This window comes from Saccharospirillum sp. ABV4_185, assembly GCF_056159245.1.
This window is the reverse complement of the sequence record NZ_JBSWUW010000001.1, coordinates 343187-365696: the sequence shown is the minus strand read 5'-3', so window position 1 is coordinate 365696 and position 22510 is coordinate 343187. Positions and strand designations below refer to the sequence as shown.

The 22510-nt window shown below is 53.7% G+C and carries 20 protein-coding genes and 1 tRNA gene; 14 read left to right on the top strand and 7 right to left on the bottom strand.

Annotated features, from left to right (window positions below; translation table 11 throughout):
• The first annotated feature begins 105 nt into the window (after positions 1-105).
• The 5 genes from ACXAE6_RS01685 (at position 106) to ACXAE6_RS01665 (ending at position 7582) form a co-directional block, all read left to right on the top strand.
• Positions 106-708 carry a TetR/AcrR family transcriptional regulator gene (locus ACXAE6_RS01685; RefSeq protein ID WP_475143662.1) on the top strand — a complete coding sequence of 201 codons (603 nt, stop codon included), beginning with the start codon at positions 106-108 and terminating at the stop codon, positions 706-708.
• Positions 705-3134, top strand: coding sequence for an efflux RND transporter permease subunit (locus ACXAE6_RS01680; protein ID WP_475143660.1), 2430 nt, complete (start codon positions 705-707; stop codon positions 3132-3134). Before ACXAE6_RS01685 ends, ACXAE6_RS01680 begins: the two co-directional genes overlap by 4 nt.
• Before the next feature lie 2 nt (positions 3135-3136).
• A complete protein-coding gene (locus tag ACXAE6_RS01675; RefSeq protein WP_475143657.1) occupies positions 3137-3946 on the top strand; it encodes an outer membrane lipoprotein-sorting protein in 810 nt (269 codons plus the stop codon).
• Positions 3943-5268, top strand: coding sequence for a hypothetical protein (locus tag ACXAE6_RS01670; RefSeq protein WP_475143655.1), 1326 nt, complete (start codon positions 3943-3945; stop codon positions 5266-5268). Before ACXAE6_RS01675 ends, ACXAE6_RS01670 begins: the two co-directional genes overlap by 4 nt.
• 118 nt (positions 5269-5386) lie before the next feature.
• Positions 5387-7582 carry an OsmC domain/YcaO domain-containing protein gene (locus ACXAE6_RS01665; protein ID WP_475143653.1) on the top strand — a complete coding sequence of 732 codons (2196 nt, stop codon included), beginning with the start codon at positions 5387-5389 and terminating at the stop codon, positions 7580-7582.
• Between the two features lie 67 nt (positions 7583-7649).
• On the opposite strand, the gene ACXAE6_RS01660 is transcribed toward ACXAE6_RS01665, so the two are convergent.
• Entirely contained in the window at positions 7650-8714 is a 1065-nt protein-coding gene (locus ACXAE6_RS01660; protein WP_475143651.1) for a M28 family metallopeptidase, read from the bottom strand.
• Between the two features lie 135 nt (positions 8715-8849).
• On the opposite strand from ACXAE6_RS01660, the gene ACXAE6_RS01655 reads away from it, so the two are divergent.
• Together ACXAE6_RS01655 and ACXAE6_RS01650 are read left to right on the top strand one after the other, a co-directional pair.
• Complete coding sequence (locus ACXAE6_RS01655; protein WP_475143650.1) at positions 8850-9251, top strand: OsmC family protein; 402 nt, start codon at positions 8850-8852, stop codon at positions 9249-9251.
• Positions 9252-9466: 215 nt separating this feature from the next.
• Positions 9467-9543, top strand: a tRNA-Ile gene (locus ACXAE6_RS01650).
• 182 nt (positions 9544-9725) lie between these two features.
• Here ACXAE6_RS01650 and ACXAE6_RS01645 read toward each other — a convergent pair.
• Both ACXAE6_RS01645 and bdcA read right to left on the bottom strand, forming a co-directional pair.
• Positions 9726-10451 carry an NADPH-dependent F420 reductase gene (locus ACXAE6_RS01645; protein WP_475151688.1) on the bottom strand — a complete coding sequence of 242 codons (726 nt, stop codon included), beginning with the start codon at positions 10449-10451 and terminating at the stop codon, positions 9726-9728.
• A gap of 9 nt (positions 10452-10460) precedes the next feature.
• Entirely contained in the window at positions 10461-11168 is a 708-nt protein-coding gene (gene bdcA / locus ACXAE6_RS01640; RefSeq protein WP_475143648.1) for an SDR family oxidoreductase, read from the bottom strand.
• Between the two features lie 75 nt (positions 11169-11243).
• Here bdcA and ACXAE6_RS01635 point away from each other — a divergent pair, with 75 nt between their 5' ends.
• The 4 genes from ACXAE6_RS01635 (at position 11244) to ACXAE6_RS01620 (ending at position 13824) form a co-directional block, all read left to right on the top strand.
• Positions 11244-11828: a TetR/AcrR family transcriptional regulator gene (locus ACXAE6_RS01635; RefSeq protein WP_475143645.1), complete on the top strand. Its 585-nt coding sequence runs from the start codon at positions 11244-11246 to the stop codon at positions 11826-11828.
• A gap of 303 nt (positions 11829-12131) precedes the next feature.
• Positions 12132-12620 (top strand): CHASE3 domain-containing protein, encoded by a 489-nt coding sequence (locus ACXAE6_RS01630; protein ID WP_475143642.1) that lies wholly within the window; start codon positions 12132-12134, stop codon positions 12618-12620.
• 93 nt (positions 12621-12713) lie between these two features.
• Complete coding sequence (locus ACXAE6_RS01625; protein WP_475143639.1) at positions 12714-13568, top strand: methyl-accepting chemotaxis protein; 855 nt, start codon at positions 12714-12716, stop codon at positions 13566-13568.
• Between the two features lie 73 nt (positions 13569-13641).
• The gene (locus ACXAE6_RS01620) at positions 13642-13824 is read left to right on the top strand and encodes a hypothetical protein (RefSeq protein WP_475143637.1); all 183 of its coding nucleotides are present in this window, start codon (positions 13642-13644) and stop codon (positions 13822-13824) included.
• A 180-nt stretch (positions 13825-14004) separates the two neighbouring features.
• Here ACXAE6_RS01620 and ACXAE6_RS01615 read toward each other — a convergent pair whose 3' ends face one another.
• The 3 genes from ACXAE6_RS01615 to ACXAE6_RS01605 all read right to left on the bottom strand — a co-directional run bounded on the left by ACXAE6_RS01615 (position 14005) and on the right by ACXAE6_RS01605 (position 16359).
• Entirely contained in the window at positions 14005-14571 is a 567-nt protein-coding gene (locus tag ACXAE6_RS01615) for a hypothetical protein (RefSeq protein ID WP_475143635.1), read from the bottom strand.
• A 411-nt stretch (positions 14572-14982) separates the two neighbouring features.
• The gene (locus tag ACXAE6_RS01610; protein WP_475143633.1) at positions 14983-15228 is read right to left on the bottom strand and encodes a hypothetical protein; all 246 of its coding nucleotides are present in this window, start codon (positions 15226-15228) and stop codon (positions 14983-14985) included.
• A gap of 129 nt (positions 15229-15357) precedes the next feature.
• A complete protein-coding gene (locus ACXAE6_RS01605) occupies positions 15358-16359 on the bottom strand; it encodes a helix-turn-helix domain-containing protein (RefSeq protein ID WP_475143631.1) in 1002 nt (333 codons plus the stop codon).
• 170 nt (positions 16360-16529) lie between these two features.
• Here ACXAE6_RS01605 and ACXAE6_RS01600 point away from each other — a divergent pair, with 170 nt between their 5' ends.
• Complete coding sequence (locus ACXAE6_RS01600; RefSeq protein WP_475143629.1) at positions 16530-17462, top strand: sterol desaturase family protein; 933 nt, start codon at positions 16530-16532, stop codon at positions 17460-17462.
• Between the two features lie 222 nt (positions 17463-17684).
• Here the strand turns inward: ACXAE6_RS01600 and ACXAE6_RS01595 are convergent, their stop codons facing one another.
• Positions 17685-19286, bottom strand: a complete 1602-nt coding sequence (locus ACXAE6_RS01595) for a bifunctional AfsR/SARP family transcriptional regulator/alpha/beta hydrolase (protein ID WP_475143627.1) — start codon at positions 19284-19286, stop codon at positions 17685-17687.
• A gap of 283 nt (positions 19287-19569) precedes the next feature.
• On the opposite strand from ACXAE6_RS01595, the gene ACXAE6_RS01590 reads away from it, so the two are divergent.
• Together ACXAE6_RS01590 and ACXAE6_RS01585 are read left to right on the top strand one after the other, a co-directional pair.
• Positions 19570-20613, top strand: a complete 1044-nt coding sequence (locus tag ACXAE6_RS01590; RefSeq protein WP_475143625.1) for a glutamine synthetase — start codon at positions 19570-19572, stop codon at positions 20611-20613.
• Between the two features lie 163 nt (positions 20614-20776).
• Positions 20777-22429 carry a hypothetical protein gene (locus ACXAE6_RS01585; RefSeq protein WP_475143623.1) on the top strand — a complete coding sequence of 551 codons (1653 nt, stop codon included), beginning with the start codon at positions 20777-20779 and terminating at the stop codon, positions 22427-22429.
• Positions 22430-22510: the final 81 nt, after the last annotated feature.

Genomic DNA, 22510 nt, shown 5'->3' with positions numbered 1-22510 from the left:
CCAATGGTATTGATCATTGCGTGAGATTTGATGAACAACAGTGCTGGCTGAGGTCCCAGGGACTGACTAAAGTCGCGTTAATCAACCGATTAATGTGGAGTCAGCATGGTCGAACTCAATGACGACAACGCCCGCGAGCGATTATTGCAAGCCGGCCGCACTCTGTTTTTGCGCCAGGAATACCACCGCGTTTCCATCCGGCGACTGGCCGAACGTGCCGAAGTGAACTCGGCGATGATTGCCTATTACTTTGGCGACAAAAACGGCCTGTTTCAGGCGGTGCTGTTCAGCTACGTTGACCCGCTGCGCAACGCCATGCTCGAACGGCTGGTGCAAACGCCGGAACTGACTTACGCCGAACTGTTCCGCTATTTCTTCCGTTATGCGCCGCGCGACCTGATGCGGCTGATCATCCGCAACGCCCTCTTTGAACCAGACGAAAACTGGCGATGGATTCTCGATCATCTGCTGCGGCCCTTGCTGGCGGAAGTGGAGCAACGCTTTGGCCGCGTCTTGCCCGAAGGCCCGCTGCATCGACCGGAGCAGGCGCGGCTGGCGCTGCAATCTTTGCTGGTGTTTCCCATCCTCGGCCAGACGCTGCTTGAATCGGTGCGCGGTGAACCGATGGACGACGCCTTTTTTGATGGCCTGGCCGATTATTTCGGTTTGCTGCTCGATCGGGCATTCGCACCGGAGGCCGACCAATGAACACCCACGCAAGCTGGCTCGACCGCTACAGCGATGCGCTGATGCGCTATCCCAAACGTATTTTGCTGACCGTGCTGGTGCTCGTCGTGGCACTGGCCAGTCAGTTACCGACGCTGGTGCTCGATACTAATCTGGAGCATTTTATCAGCGCAGAAAATCCGGCGCGTCAGGCCTACGACAGAGTCAAAACCATCTACGGTCGCAACGATGTCATCGTCGTCGGCATCAGCGCTGAGGATGTGTTGGCCGAATCGACGCTGACCGAACTGGCCGATTTGCATCGCCATATTGAACAGGATGTGCCCTGGGTTAAGCGCGTGAACAGCCTGATCAACGCGCCCTATCAGGAAGGGCGGGGCGATTCGTTGCTGGTCGATGATTTGATACCGCAACCGGTAGCCACGTTGAGCCGGTCAGAGATCGAAGCGCGACTGGCGCAAACGCCGACGCTGGAAGGCATGGTGATTAATGCCGACCACAACTTTACCACCCTGGTCATTGAACCGTTCACCTACGACTTTGATCCCAAGTCTGTTGCTCAGGATAACGACGCCTTCGGCGATGCTTTTGGCGATGGCTTTATGGCCGACGCAGGTGAGTCCAAAACGCTAACCACCCGCGATGAATTCCTGCCCATCGAAAAAACCAACGAACTGATCGATGCTTTGCAGCAACAACTGGCGGCCTCGAACCTGAACAGTGTCGTTGCCGGTATGCCGGTGGTGAATCAGCAATTGGAACAAACCATGAAGACGGAGATGCTGACGTTTATCCGTCTTACCGTCGCCTTGATTGTTGTTGTACTGGTATTGTTTTTCCGCCGCGTCAGCGCGGTCGTCGCACCGATGGCAGCGGTGAGTCTGGCGATCATCATCACCTTTTCGCTGCTGGCAATTTCCGGACAGCAAGTACAAATGCCATTGATCCTGGTGCCATCGTTTTTGCTGGCCATTGCGGTCGGCGATTCGGTGCATCTGCTGACGCATTTCTTTAACCGCTACAACGCCGGTGAAGCGCGCAGTGATGCCATGAGGCACGCCATTAGCGTTACCGCCTTGCCGATTTTATTAACTTCACTGACCACCGCCGCCGGCCTGGCAACGCTCGCCAGCGGCGATTTAATTCCCATCGCCAATTTGGGTATTTTCTCGGCCATTGGCGTTATGTTGGCGCTGCTATTAACGCTGGTGGTGTTGCCAACCTTAATAGCTCTCTGGCCATTGGCCGCACCGAAAGCGGCAACGCATTCTGCGCAGCAGGAGCAGTTGCTGCAGCACCTGGCGAACCTGAACCGGCGCTTTGGGGCGCTCTTTGCTGGCCTGTGGTTGGTGGTGGTTGCCATCGCCATGGTCGGTGTTCTGCAATTGCGTTTTTCCTTTAACCCACTGAACTGGATGCCTGCCAGTTCGGCGATTCGCCAGGCCACCGAGACCGTCGATTCACGCTTAAGCGGCACCATTAATATGGATGTGGTGGTCACTACCGAGCGCGAAAACGGCATTAAAAACCCGCAACTGTTACAGGCACTCGATAACGCCCTGACTGAATTGCAGGCCGGCGCGCCAGGCGGCGTGCGCATTGGTCACGTTAATTCGCTGATCGATATTGTCAAAGGCACGCATCAGGCATTGAACGAAGGTGATCCGGCTTTCTATCGCCTGCCCGATGACGCCGGTTTACTGGCTGAAGAATTACTGTTGTTTGAAAACAGCGGTGCCGATGAATTAAGCCGTCTGGTCGATCCGGCTTTCAGTGAAACCAAGGTGACTTTAATTGTGCCCTGGCAGGATATTCTCGCCTATCAGGATTTTATTGAAGTGGTTGAGCAGCGTCTGGGTGATGCCGTCGAACCCTGGGCCGAGGTGTCGGTTACCGGTTTATTGCCCCTGCTCAGCGAAGCACTCAATGCGGTGATTCAAACCACCGCCTGGAGTTATGCGCTGGCGGCTCTGGTGATTGCCATCATGCTGATGGTGTTGCTGCGTTCGGTCGGTTTGGGTTTGGTGGCCATGTTGCCGAATCTGGCGCCCATAGTTGTGGTCATGGGCCTGATGCACCACAGCGGCATACCGCTCGATTTATTCACTATGCTGGTGGCGACCATCGCCATCGGCATCACCGTCGATAACACCGTGCACTTCGCGCATCACTTCCGTCGCGCCCTGTTTGAACAGCGCGATATTCGCCGCGCCACCGACATCGCTTTTCAAAATGCCGGCAAAGCCTTGCTGACCACTGCGGTGGTATTAACCGCCGGTTTCTACGTGTTTTTGTTCAGCGATGTATCGAGCATTTTCAATTTTGGTTTTCTCAGCGGCACCGCCTTTTTGCTGGCGCTGCTGTCCAACTTTACGCTGACACCGGTGCTACTGCGTTGGTATGCGCCGGTGTTACTCCGTCATTTTTCTTCGCAACAGGAGCACTAACCATGACCCGTTTTTCGCTCAACCCCGTTATTGCGCTATTAATCATCCTGATGGCCGCAGCACTCAGTTTTTGCGCTCAGGCAGAAACCGGGCTCGATATCATGACGCAGGTTGATGCCCAGGAAGATCCACCCGTTATGGCCGCCGATATGATTATGTCGCTGATCGACCGCAACAATAATCAGCGCGTACGATCCCTGCGTTCTTTGAGTAAAACTTTCGATGCAGCGGACCGCCAGCGGCTGTTTTTCCTGGAACCTTCCGACGTACGCGGCACCGGTTTCTTAGTGGTCGATTACCACGATGCCGACCGCGATGACGACCAATGGCTGTTTCTGCCCAGCCTGAATAAATCGAAACGCATCGCTGGCAGTGACCAGAGCGGCAGCTTTATGGGGTCCGATTTATCCTACGCCGACCTGGCCTCGCGCAACCTGGAAGACTGGACTTACGAGCTGGTGCGTGAAGACAGCGTCGGGGATGAAGCGGTGTGGGTTATCAACGCCACGGCCGCCAACGACGAGGTTATCGACCAGACCGGCTACACCGAATCGCTGCTTTACGTGCAACAAAGTAATTACCGCGTTATTCGCGCCATTCACACCCAGACCGGCACCAACCAGCGCAAGCTGCTGAACATTCCGCAGTGGGAACAGCGCGACGGCTACTGGTTGCCCAAGGTGATGCAGGTGGTCAGCCAGGAGGGCGGACAAACGGTGCATCGCACTCAACTGACGTTCAGCAATATCGATCTGAATGTTGATGCGCCGGACGCCGAATTTTCCGTGCAACGTCTGGAGCAAGGGTTGTGAAAACGACGCAATCGATGACCGCCGCTGTGTTGATCGCCCTGATCTCTTTGTCGGCGCGAGCCGAAGACGATCCCTTTGGCGATGCCTTCGACTCGGGTTTCGAGGAGGTGCGCATCGACGCCCCGGAACAACAGTCTTTGCATCTGTCACATCGGCTATTCACCCGCGGCCAACTGAATCTCGCGCATGACAAACCGGGCGCCGGCCAAACCGACCACCGCGGTGTATCGAGCCTGACCACCGGCTGGCAACCTCGGCTGGAATGGCGACCGAGCGATGCACTGGAAGCGGTCCTGGATGTGCGCCTGGAACAGGACTGGATTTTCGTCTTGAAACCCGATGTCGACTGGCAAGACGATTACCGCGACGAACGCGAAACCCGGCTCGACATTGAACAGGCCACGTTCAGTTATCGCTCCCTGGGCGGTGCTGCTTCCATCGGCAAACAAACCCTGGCCTGGGGTTTTAACGACGTGCTCTCGGTCAACGAACCGGTCAATCCGCCCAAGCGCAGCCAGCCCGGTCTGCAAGACCCGGACGATGCCTTTGTGCCGCGTTGGTTAACTGAAGGCCGTTACTATATCGGCGACTGGACGGTGCAGGGCGTTATCGCCCTCGATAACGCCGTTGCCGAACAACCGGTTTTCGGCAGCGACTATTATCCGGGGCCAGCCGCTATCGATGACCAGACTCCAGACACTCCTTTTGACGATCCAGACGCTTTATCCGGTGGCGTTCGGCTTAGCGGTTTGCTCTTGGGTGCCGATGTCGGCGCTTTTGTTTGGCGCGGCTTTAACAGCACCGGCCATATCGATAATGGCAGTGGCCGCCGCCAGTACGAACGCCTGACCCAGGTCGGTGGTGGTCTGAGCGTGCCCGTCGATCAAGCGGTATTAAAAGCCGAATTGCGCTGGGAAGACGGCCTGGTCTTCGCTGGCGAAACGACCAAGCGCCTCGCCTGGACGCTCGGCGCCGACATCACCTTGCCCGCCGACAGCCGGCTGATTGTCGAACACCAAAGCCGCTATTTGCCCGACTACGAGGCAGCCATGGCATCCATCGGTGAGGAGTTCGAACAGCAATGGGCCATCGGTCTGGAGCACAACCGCTGGAACGACCGCTTGACGTTAAAAGCCATGCTGCTCGGCTTCGGTAACGACTTGGACGAAGGCCAGGTGATGCGCACTTCCGCGGAATTGGAGGTGAGTGACCACTGGCAAACTGAAGCCGGCTGGGTGATTTACCGCGAGGGCGACGCCGCTTTACCAAGCCTCGCCGCCGATAATGACCGGCTTTACTGGACCGTCGATTACCGCTTTTAACGGCCGCAGCGCCCGCGGGCGACGCACAGAAACATAATGAGGGAAGACGAACGGCTGAAAATCTGGACAATGGCGCAGTTCAAGCCCCAGGCAAACCCCATTACCCGGTATTCTCGTCATGGAAATCAACGTTCGTTTTCTCGACAACCTCAGGCTCGAAGCGCTGTTCGACGACTTCAGCGTCATCACCGACCAGCCTATTCGCTACAAAGGCGATGGCTCCGCGCCCAGCCCGTTCGACTATTTCCTGGCGTCCTCTGCCCTGTGCGCGGCCTACTTTGTGTTGGTGTACTGCAAGGCGCGCGATATTCCGACCGATAATATCAAGCTGTCGCAGAACAACATTGTCGACCCGGAAAACCGCTACAACCAGATTTTCAAAATTCAGGTGGAACTGCCGGAAGACATTTCCGACAAAGACCGCCAGGGTATTTTGCGCGCCATTGAGCGTTGCACGGTTAAGAAAGTGGTGCAGACCGGTCCCAGCTTTGAAATCGAATCGGTCGAGCACTTGGCCGAAGACGCCAACGCCCTGTTGATGAACCTGCCCGAAGGCGACGCCCAAACCTATATCGAAGGCAAAGACCTGCCGCTGGAACAGACCATCGCCAATATGACCGGCATTCTGGCGAATCTGGGCATGAAGATCGAAGTCTCGTCCTGGCGCAACATCGTGCCCAATGTCTGGTCGCTGCACATTCGCGATGCCGCCTCGCCAGCCTGTTTTACCAACGGTAAAGGCGCGACTAAAGAAGCGGCGCTCTGTTCGGCACTGGGCGAATTTATCGAACGCCTGAACTGCAACTTCTTCTACAACGATCAGTTTTTTGGTGAAGCAATCGCCAACAGCGAATTCGTCCATTACCCCGATGAACAATGGTTCCAGCCCGGCGAAGACGACGCCTTGCCCGAAGGCATTCTCGACGACCATTGCCGCGCCATTTACGACCCCGATGGCGAGCTGCGCGGTTCTAACCTGTACGACACCAACTCCGGCCGCACTGATAGAGGCATTTGTTCACTGCCGTTCGTGCGCCGCTCCGACGGTGAAACGATTTACTTCCCGTCGAACCTGATCGAAAACCTCTTTCTCAGCAATGGCATGAGCGCGGGTAATACCCTCGAAGAAGCGCAGGTGCAATGTCTGTCGGAAATTTTCGAACGCGCCGTAAAACGCGACATTATCGAGCAGGAAATGGTGCTGCCGGATGTACCTAAAGAGGTGCTCGCCAAATACCCGAATATCGAAGCGGGCATTGCTGGCCTGGAAGAGCAGGGCTTCCCGGTGCTGGTCAAAGACGCCTCACTTGGCGGTCAGTTTCCGGTGATGTGCGTCACTTTAATGAACCCGCGTACCGGTGGTGTATTTGCTTCCTTCGGTGCCCATCCGAGTTTCGAAGTCGCACTCGAACGCAGCCTGACCGAGTTGTTGCAGGGCCGCAGTTTTGAAGGTTTGAACGACGTGCCGCAGCCGACTTTTAACAGCCTGGCGGTGTCGGAACCGAACAACTTTGTGGAGCACTTTATCGATTCAACCGGCGTAATTTCCTGGCGCTTTTTTAGTAGTAAAGCTGATTACGAATTCGAAGAGTGGGATTTTTCCGGAACCAACAGCGAAGAGGTCGCAGCGCTGTTCGGTATTCTCGATGAGCTGGGCAAAGAAGCCTACGTCGCCAACTACGACGCTCTCGGTGCACCGGCCTGCCGCATTCTGGTACCGGGATATTCGGAAGTCTATCCGGTCGAAGATCTGATCGAAGACAACACCAATGTGGCACTCGATTACCGCGCCGACATTCTCAACCTGCATCGCTTAAGCGATGAAGAATTAGAAGACTTATTGCAACGCCTCGAAGCCAGTCAGCTCGACGACTATATGACCATCATTACCTTGATCGGCATCGAGTTCGATGAGAATACCGCCTGGGGTCAGCTCACCATTCTGGAGCTTAAACTGCTGATCTGCCTGGCGCTGGAATGGCATCAGGATGCGCTCGATCTGGTCGAAGCCTTTTTGCAATTTAACGACAACACCGTCGAACGCGGCCTGTTCTATCGTGCCGTTAACGCCGTGCTGGAAATTGTGCTTGATGACGATCTTGAGCTCGATGATTTCGAGCCTAATTTGCGTCGGATGTATGGCGAACAAACCATGGACGCGGTGATCGGCTCCTGCGCCGGCAGCGTGCGTTTCCATGGACTTACCGAAACCAACATGCAGTTGGACGGCTTGGAAAAACATCAGCGCTTGATTGAAAGCTACCAGAAACTGCACGCCGCCCGGGCGGTTCAAGCGGGCATTGTGCGGAGTTGATAGCAAGTCGGTAACGACCCGCAAAAATCACCCTAGGGGTTAGCGGGTCGCAACCGGTGATTGAGTTTTATTGATCCAGCCAGGCGGCCAGCAGTTGCGACGATTGATGCATCTGCTGCGGCACTCGGTTGCCGAACAATTCCAGCAATCGCTCTAACTGGTCATTGCGGGTGTGAATGATTTTGCCCCACTGAGTTTCTTCATCGCGGTTGCAGGCAGTACGGGCTTCGGCGTCGTAACAATCCCACAGGGCTTCGTGCGTGGTTTGCGAATAGCCATCGTGGCCTTCTTTGCCATTAATGCTGAAATTACTGGCCTCGACATAGGCGATGGGAAGGCCCGAGCAGGCAAAGTGACGCTGATCGGACCAGTCGCCGGTTTCGCCCGGTGCATATCCGGGGTAACCGGGGTGTTCAATAAACGCCAGACCGGCTTGTTCCGATACCGCTATCAATTCTTCGCGCAGTTCAGCACTGGCACTGTAGGTCGATGCATCAGCGCAATGTTCCGACGGCGTACTGGGCGCACTGTGAATATAGAGCAGATCGCCTCCGGCGATGGTATCGAGGTTGATCATGGCATCCACGCCCTCAGCGTGCCCGGCGCGCACAAAGGCCTGCGAACCGTACATGCCCAATTCTTCGGCACCGAACAAGGCAAAGGTCAGCGTGAAGGGCGGCTGCTCACCGTTCATTACCAGGTATTCGGCCAACGCCACCATCAGCGCCACGCTGATGCCGTTATCGGTGGTGCCGTTCGACTCGAATATCTGGCCAGCGCTATCGTAATGCCCACCGATCAATACATGGCGATCGGACGCGCCTTCAATGGTCACCCACAAATTACGGCTGGTGCGGGTGCGGCTGGCGAACTCAAACTCGAACGTCTGCCATTCAATGTTTAAACCGGCTTCTTCCCACGCACCGGCCAGCACGTCGGCGGTAGCTTCTTCTATATAGGTTCCGGCCATGCGGTTGCCCAGGTGCTTTTCCAGCACCTGAGTAATCTGCCAGGCACGTTCACTCACGGCCAGGGCATCCACCGCCAACACCGGCGCAGCCGAGAGCAGCAAAGACAACATCACAACGGAACTTTTGAGCAGACGGGTGATCACACGACATTGGCGAATCATCACAAGGGTCCCTTTTTTCATCCTTTGGTGAGACAGTAGCCGACGCTACCATGAAGCACGGAATATCAGCACAGGCCGGGCTATTCGATCAAGCCGGGCAGTGCCATAAACCACACCAAAAACACAGAGGTGACCATGCCAGAGATCCAAATCAGCCTGAACCGCAAAGGCGCTACCGCCAGCGAAGCGCACATCCGCAACCACAGTGTGGTGATGGACAGACCCACCGAAAAAGGCGGCGAAGACCAAGGCCCCATGGGCGGCGAAACCCTGCTGGCTGCCTTGGGTGGCTGCTTTATGTCCAACCTGGTAGCGGCCGCGGCGGCTCGTGACATCGACCTGGGCGAAGTCGACGTTGCCATCACCGGCCACCTGGACGGCACACCACCGGTCTTCAACGCCATCGACATGGCCGTCACCGGCCCGGCCGGCATCGACGACCTGGAAAAACTCGTCACCATTGCCGAGCGCGGCTGCATCGCCTCGAATACGTTAAAACAGGGTTTGAAAGTGCAAGTGACCACTCACACCCGTTGATGTCACAGGCCAGTTCCGGCGGGGCACTATAAAGCCCATCACCCCGGGCTGCGCTGTTATATACCGGACCGCGCGACTCAATCCCTTGTCATCCCGGCCCGCGCACAGCGCGGAGCCGGGATCGCGCCCTTACCCACCCAAACCTAGACTTGGCCGTCACCCACGTTATAATGCCGCCCTTCGTTTTCAGACCAGCGTTCGCTGGCTGATCTTAAGGGCCCATAGCTCAGTTGGTTAGAGCAGTCGACTCATAATCGATTGGTCGCTGGTTCAAGTCCAGCTGGGCCCACCATGAAAGGCGCATTTTAGATATCTTGTTGTTGCGACCATAACTTGTCCGCTTCGGACAGTTTATGGTCGCAATGCGATTCAAGTTGTCCAGTTTTTCAGTTTTGAAGTTGTATTTGATGTTAGTGATTTATTGCTGGGCTTCTACATAAAACATTTGCAGGTAGCCGTTCTTTCCGACCTACCTCAACGACGAAACAATCTACGAGCTTTCTTCAGGTTAGCCTCCAATTCTTCTTTACTCTGGTGGGCGTGCGCATGCCAGGCAGGTTGTCCTGGACCACTGCGCCAGGATTCACTGAGAGGGCTGTTGTCGACCGTATCGAAACCGAGCTGGTTGTAGAACTCGCGCACCAGTGCCACGGCTTCAGGATAATTACTCGACACCGAAAGCGCATGACGTCCTGGTGTTCCCTCCGGGCTTGCCGAAATAAATAACCTTGGCGCTTGGATATGGGTAAAAGCCTTGGCTATTTTCGAGTTGGGGAGTTGTTCCTGCCTCAGTTCGTGTTCGGTTTTTTCGCCCGAATCGATCATGGGATAGTTGCCGTCACGCCAGGGCATGTAGTTGTTGGTATCGAGCACAATTTTGCCGGCGAGTTCTTTCACCGGCATGTCGTTGTTCAGTTTGAGCGGAACGGCGATGACTACGAAATCTCCGCTTAGCGCCGCTTCGGCTGCGGTCGCGGCGCGGGCAGATGGACCTAGCTCGGCAACCAGGTCAAGCAATGTTTCCGGACCGCGCGAATTTGCGATCACCACTTGGTAGCCGTGTTTGATGGCGGCACGAGCAATCTGGCTACCAACTTCTCCCGCACCGATGATGCCGATGGTGTTCATTGCTGTTTCTCCCAAACGTGCGCAACGGTTCTGCCACGCACTGCCAGTGCAGGGTTTGCCCTGGCTTAAAATAATCCTAATTTAAGCGCCGAAAGCGCCGTCTATTGTGTGCATGGAACCCGTGACGAAACTGGCTTCCGGCCCGGCCAGCCAGGCAACCATGCCGGCAACTTCCTCCGGTCGGCCGTGGCGCTTGATCGCCATAAAGGAGTGCAACAGGTCTTTCATTGGTCCGTCTGCCGGATTGGCATCGGTGTCGATCGGACCCGGCTGTACCACATTGATAGTGATGCCGCGCGGCCCAAAATCGCGGGCGAGGCCACGTGCCAGTCCCTGCAGCGCAGACTTGCTGACGGCGTAGGACGCCATGCCGGGAACCGGCATTCGGTCGCCGTTAACAGAGCCGATCACGATGATCCTGCCGCCCTCCGGCATGTATCGCGCGGCCTCGACGGAAGCGTGATAAGGCGCATGGATGTTGATTCGAAACAGCCGGTCGATGGCATTCGGGTCTTGGTCCAGAGCGTCGCCGAAGACACCGATACCGGAGTTCACCACCAGGACGTCTAACGGGCCGCAGTCGCGGACGCAATTGATCACCGCATCCCGGTCGGCGCTGTCGGTCAGGATGGCGGTGCTGGCGGTTTCGCGGGCAAGTTGCTCTGCCGCCTCTGCTGATCCGGCGTAGGTGAAGGTCACCTTTTCGCCGTCACTGGCGAAGCGCCGTACGATAGCCGCACCAATGCCCCGACTGCCGCCGAGGACCAATACTGATCTTGCTGTTGACATGATTGAACGCCCTTCATTGATGTTTTGTAGTGGCTACTATATAAATGGCTTGAGAACAGGGTCAAGGTATTTATAGTGAGCACTACAAAATATAAGCGCACGCCCGGTAGACCCAGGCGTTTTGATCCAGAGCAGGCTGTCGCGACGGCGCAGCAGTTGTTCCATGCCAAAGGCTACGACCGCGTCAGCCTCGACGACCTGACGCAAGCGCTGATGATAAAACCACCGAGTTTTTACTCAGCGTTCGGCAATAAATTCGGGCTCTTCACCCGGGTGCTGGACCGCTACGCTGAAACCGACGCCATTCCGCTCACGGATATTCTTCGTGATGATCGGCCAGTTGGTGAGTGTCTGAAAAGTCTGCTCGAGCACGCTGCCCGTCGCTATGGAAGTAACCCTGAAACGCCGGGTTGTCTGGTGCTGGAAGGAACGCGCTGTCACGACCAAAAAGCGCGCGATGCCGCAAGAACCTTCCACCGTACAGCGGAAAGTAGGATTCACTCTTATGTGGCAGAACGTTTTCCTGGGGCAGCGGACGGCGTGACCGATTTTATCGGCACGGTCATGGCGGGTCTTTCGGCAAAAGCCCGCGAAGGGCATGACGTAGCAAGGTTGCTGGCTTCGGCTCGCTTGGCGAGTCAAGCGCTATCGCTGGATTAATTCAAGCGAGCTTCTGAACGACGCTTCTCAGTCTGAGCGGTGGTAAGACGATATTGCACTGCATCCAAATTTCAGTGTGGGATCTTTTATTCCCTGTGCATTTCAACCACCGTCGTAAAGGTTCTGCGCCAGCCTTGGGGTCTTCGACCACCGGTTAGTTTGCCGCCCTACCTGGACCTAACTTTTTTTAACAAATTTCAATTTAGAAAATTAGCATTTTCTGAATTCTGTTCTAACTTTCCTCTCAGCACATCCGGTGCGTATTCTTTTCAACTCAGTCAATCCAGTTAGAGGAACCCAAAGATGTTTTGGACGCGTCTGTCGACCAAGGCAAAGCTGTCTTTTGCCATTGGTATGCCGTTCGTATTAATGGCCTCTGCCTGCGCTTTGATATTCACCAATGTCCAAAAAATAGAGCAGTCAGGAGTCTGGGTTCAGCATACCTACCGTGTTCTTGCCAAGGCGGATGCAATTATGGCAGCCGCGGTGGATATGGAAACCGGCATGCGGGGCTACTTGCTCGCTGGGCAAGAGCAATTCCTCGACCCTTACAAAGGCGGCGAAACCCGGCTCTACACTCTGCTGGACGAGTTGATGAACACCGTTTCAGATAACCCGCCTCAGGTTGAGCGGTTGCAGACCGTCAAAACCACCATGACTGAGTGGCAGGCGAACGTGACCGAGCCGGTTATCCAGATGCGTCGGAATGTGCAGACGCCGCTCCAGATGATGGGCATTGTCGACCGGGTGGCAGAAGCCCGAGGCAAGGTTTACTTCGACTCTGTGCGGTAACTAGTCGCTGAATTTAAACAAATCGAATCAGATTTATTGGCGACGCGTGAACAACAAAACGCCGCTACGATTCTGCAGACCGAGCGGGTTTTGATGTACAGCATTTTGGCCGCTTTTCTGATCGCTATTGGCATTGGTCTCTTCGTCATAGGGGAACTGTTGAATACCCTGGGTGGTGAGCCAAACGAGGTGGCGCACTTGCTGGGTAAAGTGGCCGACGGCAACCTAGATATTGATGTGAATCGCAAGGCGCCGGCAAACAGCCTGTACAGCTCTTTGCAGAACATGGTGGAGCAGTTGAAAGCGCTGATTTCAGATGTGAAACGTGCCGCCGATACAATTAACGGTGAAGCGGAAAAAATCTCCACCATTTCTGAAGAGTCGAGTAACGCCAGCAGCATTCAGGTATCTGAAACCACTCAGGTGGCAACCGCCATTGAAGAAATGAGTGCTACGGTTCGGGAAGTGGCTAGCAGCGTACAAACGACGGCCAACGCAGCCATTGAGGCGGCGCGTGCAGGTGAAGAAGGTCGCGGTTTTGCGGTGGTGGCTGACGAGGTCAGAACCCTGGCAGAACGCACCGGCCATTCCACTAACGAAATTAATGGCATGATTGCCAACTTGCAGACGGTGGTGCAGGAAGCCGTTCAATCAATGAGTTCGAGCCAGGCCCAATCACAATCAGTGAGTGAAAGCGTACAGAATACCGATGCGTTGATTTCGTCGATGCAGGAAGCGATTCAAAACATCTCTGATATGAGCATTCAGATATCGAGCTCCGCTGAAGAGCAGAGTATTGTGGTTGAAGACATCAGCAAGAACGTCAGTGTTGTTAATGAGCTGGCCATCAAAACGTCTGATGGCTCGAAGAAAACATCGAGCCTGATTAGAGAGCTGGTGAATCTATCTTCATCGCTGAAGCTTTCTGTCGATCGTTTTACCGTCTAAAAACGGCTGTCTGGGCCCGCAATCGTACGCGGTTGTGAGCCTTTTTAGGCTGACTTCGATACGCTGAATTTTCATGCAAACCGATTTTTATAATCAACCTTATTCATACGTTTCTAAGACGACATCAGCGGGTGGCTATGTCGGCGCCATTGGTTTTAAACGTCTTAATGGTTTTAAAGTGGCGATAAGGGCGTCTGTTAAGGATGCCTTTATTTGTCTCTATCTCGCGCAGCTGGAATATCTGGATCAGTTCTAATTAGCGATTATATTTTTCCGTCTATTGGTTTGCTTTCTGATAAGGGGATTGAACTGGTGTTGCCTGTTCAGAGCGGAGCAGTACCTTTCTATGGATAGAAAGTGGTTAGCAAATGACTGTGATTTAACAAGACGATCATGCCAGAGCCTACTAGGTAGCGCTCTGGCGTTTCAAGATTACTTACTCTTCCCAGCCCATCCACACGGCAGCATCAACACTAAACTGCGTCATTGGGACTTGTTGGCCATCATAGGGCTGAACACCAACCCAGACTTCCCATCCCGGGGAAAGCTCAGTTCCTCCGGCCCAGGTGGCAGTACCATCATAGGAGTCTGTGGTGATGTTTCCTTCACCGATAAATTGACGGCAGTTGGTTCCGTTGCCTCGGCAGAAGTAAACGAGAAGATGTTCTTCATCCACTGAATCGATGCCATAAATTTGAAGAGAAAATTCGACACCATCAATGGTGGAACCAAAAGGCGCTGTAGTGACCAAATAGCCAATGTAATAGTTACCGCGAGCCCCTACTGTTACCGTAGTGGAGTCGTAAGAGGGGTTGGAGGCTGCTATTGCAAGCTCAGAAGGCGCATAGGTTGGTTCCGCTACACTCTCACTACTTCGACCGGCATTACCGACGACCGCGCTTGAAAGGTCGTAGACTTCCTGGGAGAGCTCTGCTGCATTTACGTTGAGGATAGCGGCTGAAAAGCCAATTATCGTTAACAGCGTTGTCGTTAATTTTTTCATGATGTTATCCCTTTATTAAAGATATAGCTCAATGATTGTGGTGATGTACATTGGTGATATCCCTATCAGGTTTGTTTCGTTTCTATTCACCTCCTTTCAGAGTTTAAGAATCGATTTATACCTTCGCATCGAAACTCAGTATGTTGTTCACCGCGATCTATTGTTCAGTAATGTCCTTTAGTCGGATTCGCCTCTATTCGGTGCACTAAAACTGTAAGCAAGGCACGCTTTTGAAAGCAAATAATCAGTAGTCACATCTGTCCGGTTTGGTGAAACATCTGTCCGCTAGTTAGCTGATTTGTGCCGCACTTATTTGTCGTTAACGATAGTAATCAAGAAGATGCTTATGAATACTTGATGTCTTGCGGAGAAATATTCCAAGGGCGCGAGTTCTATCCCGGCGTTGTAATGTTATTTTATCCGTTTTGATTCTTGCCGCCGCGTCCGAAGAATGAACATTAATGTTTCATCGGGCAGTTTAAAATGCAGCGAAGGAACGACTTTAACGACTGAGCTTCCTTGCTCATCTTCGTTACCGAGCGGCGCCACCGCCATGGTCATCAACACCCGAGGCAAACGGCTGATCCGGATAATGGCTTCAGTGCTGGCGGGCCAGTCGGCCTGGGCGGAGTGATTGAACAGCACATGCCCGAGCACGCGCACTACCGTTGTTGGATGAAACCAACTGGCCCAGTGCCAATGGCAATAATGGCGGTGGCGAACAGCAGTGCGGCCAGAGCCAGCATGACGCCGCGGGAATATCGTCGACGGTTAGAAATACTGCCGTTACTGCTGAGTCGTCGTACGCCGCACCTGGGCGGGCGTCTGCCCGGTCCACTGCCGATAAGCACGACTGAAGGCGCTGTGCTCGGAATATCCCAGCAGCAGGGCAATTTCACTGAGCGTTAAAGAAGCGTCGGCCAGGTAATGATTGGCCAGTTGTTCGCGGGTGCGATCGAGCAGGGTTTGCCAACTGAGTTGCCGCAGTGCCAGGCGGCGTTGCAGAGTGCGCACTGAGACATGCAGCTGCGCCGCTACCCGTTTCAGACTGACCTGGCCTTCATGCAGTAAGCGAACCATGGCGTGTTGCAGGGCGCGGTCAAAGTTGTCTGAGTCGGGCAGGGCTTGCAGCAGCGCCTGAGCCTGGCGGTCGAGCAGAGTTCGCAGGCTGGCGTCGTTGTGTGGCAGGCGAACGGCGAGTAGCGCCTGAGGAAATCGGACGCTGGTGTGGCTGGCCCCGAAGCTGACCGGGCAACCGAAAAAGTCTTCATAGGTCTGCTGCACAGCCGGTGCCGGGGCAGGAAAGACGAAGCTGACTCCGGTCAGTGCTGGTGGTTGTGAGACCAGCCGTCGTATAAAGCTGATCAGAGCGGCAATGGAGACGCTGTCGGCCAGGTCGCCCACCGAAGCCGATGCTGGCCAGCGCAGGTTGATGACCTCTGCCTCGCCAATCACCTCGACCAGATCCTGGCCGTAAAACAGGCTTTCATAGCGCTGATACGCCAGCATGGCTTCGCCCAAGGTCTGGCAGGTCAGGCTGAGATAACCCAGAACACCCAAATGCCGCGGTTGTACCAGCGCGCCAATCGCCAAACCCGGCGCCAACTGCTGCGGACGCAGTGCCACGGCGTTTGCCAGCAAGCTTCGCCACAACGGCAAAGCCACCACATCGGCCGGGCCACGGCTATCGAGCACCGCACGCAGCTCTGGCGCCGGCAGGTTCTGCTGATCCAGCCAATCGCTTAATAACTGTACCCAGGCACCGGTGACACGGATGTTTGTGGCCATCTTGGATCTCCTTGTTGACCTTGGCACAAATTGTCAAAAACTAGGCACGATTCGTCAATTAAACATCAGTGGTGCAACGCACTATAGGGGAGATGAAAAGCAGCGATGAACGGGCGTCCGCCGAAACGGTGGCGTCGCCAAACCTATAATAATAAGACCGGAGATGCTCTATGACCTTGATGCCGATGTTCCAGGCGGTTTGGCACGACAGCGGTCTCGCCAGCTGGTGGCAAGCGCTGGCACCCTGGCTGGCCATTGATGAGCGGCAGCTGATTTTCGTGGTCGCCACGCCCTTCTTTATTGGCCTGTTCTTGTGGGAATACTTCAAAATCCGTCACGACCCGGTGCGAGTCGATGCTCGTGAATCAGTCCGTAATTTCATGCTGGGCGCGGGTTACCAAACCACCGAGCTGTTGTTTGCCGGGGTAATTTCCTTCCCGGTTTATGCGCTGGCTTATCACTATCGGGTGATGGATATTCCGCTGAACTGGGCAACGGTTTTGCTGTTATGGGTGCTGACCGATTTTTGTTTTTACTGGTTTCACCGGGCGTCGCATCGCGTGCGTTGGCTGTGGGCGGCGCACGTGACGCATCACTCCTCTGAGCGCATGAATTTTTCCACTGCCATGCGTCAGAACGCGACCAATATTTTTAACGGTGGCTGGCTGGTCTATGTGCCATTGGCGTGGCTTGGTTTTAATCCGGTATGGATCGGCGTGTGCTATGCGCTGTCGTTGGTGTATCAGTTTTTTATTCACACCACTCTGGTGGGCCGACTGCATCCGATGATCGAATGGTTGTTCAATACGCCCAGTCACCACCGGGTGCACCATGGCAGAAATCCGGGCTATATCGATCGTAATTACGGGGGCGTCTTTATTGTTTTCGATCGCTGCTTCGGAACCTTTGTATCGGAGCGCGATGACGAACCGGTGGAATACGGCATCACTCGCCCGGTCTATAGCCATAACCTGATCGTCAACTGGTGTCATGAATACCGCGACCTGTTCAAAGCCATGGCCGCCCCTGGTGGTCCGTGGCTGCTGCGGTTACAACATCTGTGGAAGCCACCAGAGTGGGAGCGGCATTCAAAAACTGATTGAAAGGTGCTGGACTGGAATAAAGAGGCGTTCAGTTTCTGGATAGCTCAACACTCTGTAGCTGTCTTGGCGCTGCTTTAAAAAACAGAGTTGTACTTCATGAATGATGGTATTCAACGACGAATACTTGAGGTTAGTGATCACGCATTCGCTCTAACTCAGTAGTCGTCGTTGCATTACCATTCAGTGAAAATACCTGGTGACAACTAAACTTCGTACATCTGACTAGGACTCTTTGTCTACGAAATTTCTAATGGCCTGTAGAAACACTTTCGCAGCGGGCTCCCTTCCCAGCAGTGAGTGATTACTGCTGTCGAGACTGAGAAATTCCGCGTTGGGAATTTGTGCCGCCAGTTCTAACCCGTTTCCGATAGGGACTTGCTGGTCGCCTCGGGCATGAATGACCAGAGTGGGAACCGTCACCTTCGCCAGGAGATCGCGAACGTCAATCTGATCGATATTGGTCAGCAGGCGTGCGGCATTCCCCGGGGACGTCGTTGCTTTTTGGAATTCACTGTACCAAGCCAGCTCGTTGGTGTTGGCGTTGGGGATATAGACCGAAGAAAAGATCTGCCGATAGGCCGGGTTATCGCGCGACCAGCCGGACTTGGCAAGTGTAATCAGTGCTTCCTTCTCGCGTTTTGTATCGGCGCTGGCGGTTAACCCTGAACTGACCGCATAGCCACCAAATAAGATCAGGTGGGACACTTTTTCCGGATGTTTTACTGCATAGGCGATGGCCACAGCGGCGCCCTGAGCAATACCCAGTAATGCGAATTGATCCGTATTGGACGCGGCTACGACGGTTTCCAGGTCGCTGACAGAGGATTCGAAAGACAGGTCATCAACTTCCCACTCGGAAAGGCCGCTGCCGCGTTGATCGTAGCGGACAAAACGATGGTCTGTTGCCAGGTCCTGGAACAGAGGGCTCCAAATGGGCGAATCCCAATCGTAATCAATGTGGTTTGGCCAGTTTGCAACTTTGACGATCGGTTTGCCTCTGCCGGCGGAAGCATAGGCAATGCGCACATTGTCTTTGGTGGTACAGAACTCGATCTTCTGTTTCGGGCCGGTGTTGCTGAGTGTTTGTTTATAGTCCTGTAAGTCGGCGTTGAGTGAGCCATTAATGACGTTGTCATCTCGTTTCTTTGCGGACCAGGCAATACCGGCATTGCGGAAACGAATGGTCAGCTCAATGCTTTGCTCTTCCAGTTCCTTGTTCAGCCCAAGCGATTCCAGCAGCGTTAGCAGACGAGTGGCGGCAGAGGGACTGAATGGTTCCATCTGCAGTCTTCGCCGGGCCCATTGCAAGCGTTTTATGGTGGACAGTTCGGGGTGGGTTGATAGCCGGTGCAGAACTCTGGTTTTGAGTTGCACCAGGCTCTGGCGCTTGACCATCAACCATCGTTGATACTTGTCCTGGTCGGGCAGCTCTGTGCCATCCAGAAAAGTTTCCTCCAGAGACTCGCTAATGCTCTCGAGCTCCTGCGCGGTGGTGAAGGGGTCATTGGTTTTCAGTTCCATTTCGCGAATGTCGATATAGACATCATAAGTCAGCAGTGATACTTGCTCGCGGTCGGCGACCAGCCGTTTCTTGTCGGACTGGTTGACCAACGGCCGTATTTTGCTGAGCGACCAGCGCAGGGTGCTGCGCGGATCGTTCGGTTCCTTCCAGAAAAACTCGCACAACTGGTCACGCCGAAAGGTTTTTTCCGAGATCGCCAAGTAAGCCAAGAGTGCTCTTGTCTTTCGTGAGCGTGGCAGGTCGAGGCGTCGGCCATCCTGGAAAATCGACAGCCCGCCCATCGTTCTGATCGTCAGTGTCATATAGAACCCCTGGGTCATAAGTGTAAAGACACCTAAAACCGAGCTTTTTTCAAACGAAGCCAAAGAAATACAACGATGGTTTAAACGTTCAATTAAACGGTCTTAAGTTATCTTCGTTCGTATCGGGGCATCTCAGGAGAAGGGGGTGTTGCGGTGAAAACACTGATGTAGAGACGTATTGAAGAGCCAACAGTGGCATGGAAGCTCATCAACTGGCGAACATTTTTACCTGGAAAGTGATCGTAAAACAACCCGGGTATGTGAAAGACAAGTGAGGGAGAAGATGACGAAATTTAATCGCAACAACTTCAGTTCGGTCGATTATATATGGGTGGATGGAAATCAGTACGCCGCGAGGATTAGAAGTAAGGGGCGTATCCTGTCGTTACCAGATGAACCTCAGATCGAGGATTATCCCAGCTGGACATTTGATGGCAGCTTGACTGACCAAGGTGGCAACGAAAATTTGCACCTGGTGCCTGTCCGGCAGTACGTCAATCCTTTTAAAGGTGGGCGAAATTACCTCGTACTGTGCGAGGTTAACGATGCCACTGGCTATGCACATGCAACCAGCCATCGTTCCGGGTTGCGACTGTTGCTGGACAACATTAGCCTTATAGCTCACCAGCCATGGGTGGGTTTTGTGCAGCACTATAGCCTGGTTGCCGATGAGACTGAGGGTGGTAACGGCGCGCCGACGTTTGACAAAGACCTGCAACCCAGCACCAGTGCCCGTATTGCTGAAGCTCATGCCAATGCCTGTTTGAGTGCCGGTTTGCATCTGCACAGTTGGCATCTGTCGTCGCATGAAGATCACTGGGTATTTCAGTTGGGTGTGCGTGATGACAGTAGTCACTACGACCCATTGAAAGTCGCCGATGATCTATGGGTTGCCCGCTACTTGTTGGAGCAGACTGCACAACACGACCATCAAAGCGTTGTCTACGACAGCTTAAACGCGCCGGCACCGTTAAGTATCAGTATTTCAACGCTAAAAACGAGAGGCAAAGTGGGTGGCATCGCAGAGATTCAGCGCATCATATCTGTGCTCGAAAACCTGGAAATAGTGGACAGGGGCAGTAACGAGTTTAAGCGGCAGTTCTATCGTTCTGAAGACCTTAACCCGGGCTATACCAGCCGCCATTCAGCCTTTCGAATTCCAGCTCCTGTGGTGATGGAACGATCTGGATATGTTGTTGATCAACGCCCTCGTGCCAAGGCAGATCCCTATCGCATTGCTCAGTATTTATTGGGCAGCCTGTTGGTGAGTGAAGTCAGTTCCGATCGAAGAGCGCGGATGCAAAGGAGTTCGGAAGTCGGCGTTTGATTGACAGCCTCATCGGAATACCCGGTGATTATTGGAAGTGATCGAGGTACATGGGTTTCACCGTCGAAGTTTCGTTGATGTTTATCTACCCGATGGTTAAGGACGTCATCAACGATTCAGTGAACGTACCTGAGGATGGCAATAACAGGTTGGAGGTTGCGTCATGCATGTCAATAATAAAATTCAAGTCCTTTGTAAGGCGGTCTTGATCGGCCTGATGACAGTGTTGTGTGCCAGCTGTGAGACACGACCCTATTCCGATGATACCTATCGGATTGGCGGGTTTATTTCAGGAGAACTCGCAGCCGAGGGGTTGAAAATTGTCAGTCAAAGCGGCGAAGTGGTTGATGTAATCGGTCGCCAGTTTTCTTTTAAAAAAGAACTAAGGGAAGGTGATTCATACTCTGTAGATGTTGCTGAACAACCGGGTGTGCAGATCTGTAAGGTTCAGAACGGCACTGGCGTTGTGTTGGAAAAAAATATCGATGATATAGAGGTTCGTTGTCGTTCCTGGCGTACAGAGCAGGCGATTTTTCAAAAGGTGGCGAGCAAGACCACAAAGATGGTAATAGATAAAGACGATCAGCGACACGCCATTGCGGTCTGGCAGCAGGAGAGTGATACCAATGATGATTCCCATATATGGGCGAATCTCTACAAGGAGGATTCCGGTACTTGGTTTGAGATTAAACAATTAAACAGTGAGATATCGGGTCCATCAATAAATCCGCAATTATCTTCCCAGGGTGATCGTGATTTATATGTCGTTTGGGAAGAAATCAACGTTGGGAGCGACTCTAGAATACTCTTTGTCCGTCATAATCAGGATATTACTCAACCGCCTCAAATTGTTAAAACAGGTGATGTCTCCGAACCCAAGGTGGCATCCAATGATCAGGGCGATGTCATAGTGCTTTGGTTACAAGCTGATGCTGAGACTGGTAATAACCAAGTCTTTTATGCTATCGCAGATCGAGATTCCGGCTGGGGTTTTTCCAATGGTGAAATAGTCAACGACGGACTGGGCGATGCCTCAGACGTGCAGGTTGCCATGAACCCCAATGGTGATGCCGTTGCTGTTTGGCTGGAAGCGGATGAAAACAATGTTAATCAGGTCCGTGGAAAATTTTATGACTCGGAGAAAAAGGCTTGGTTTGGAAATGGAAATGATGAGGCGTTTTTAATAAATTTCAAATCAGACGAAGCAGACAAAGCAGCATTTTCCCCTGAACTGACCATCGATGGCAACGGCAATATTGTAGTCGCCTGGGTGCAGCAGGGAGTCGACAAGGCATCCAATAGTGTCTGGATTAACACCTATAGCCCGTCAACCAATGCCAACGGTTGGGGTAACGCTGTGGAGGTGGATGTCGAAAATTCGGGCAACGTTGTTTCTGACAGTATTAAGGTGATGGCCTATAAAAGCACGCAGGTCATGATTGTCTGGTCGCAGGATGATGGTTTCGGTACTAATCGGGTATGGGCTATTACGCATAAACCAAATGGCCAGTGGAGAGGTGTAGCGCTGAGTTATATTCCGTTGGAAGAAGATGTTGAGAGTGGTGATCAGCCGCAGATCGCTCAGGATGGCGACGGTAACGTCATCGTGATCTGGCGGCAGTCCATCGCGGGTAACAAGACGATATGGACCAGTACCTATACACCGGCCAGTGGCTGGGGAATGCCAGAGCAAATAGAGGCCGATGGTGCTGGCGATTCCACCGAACCGCTTATTGCCATGGGGCAAAGTGGTCATGCAATGGCTATTTGGCGTAAAGAGGTCAGTGGCGATTTGTTTTCCAATTTATTTGAGTAAATAAAACGGCCGGGTCCACAATCGGATATACCCAGTATCCGACCTAGAGCGGACCCGGCCGGCTGAGTAAGTGTCTGAGTT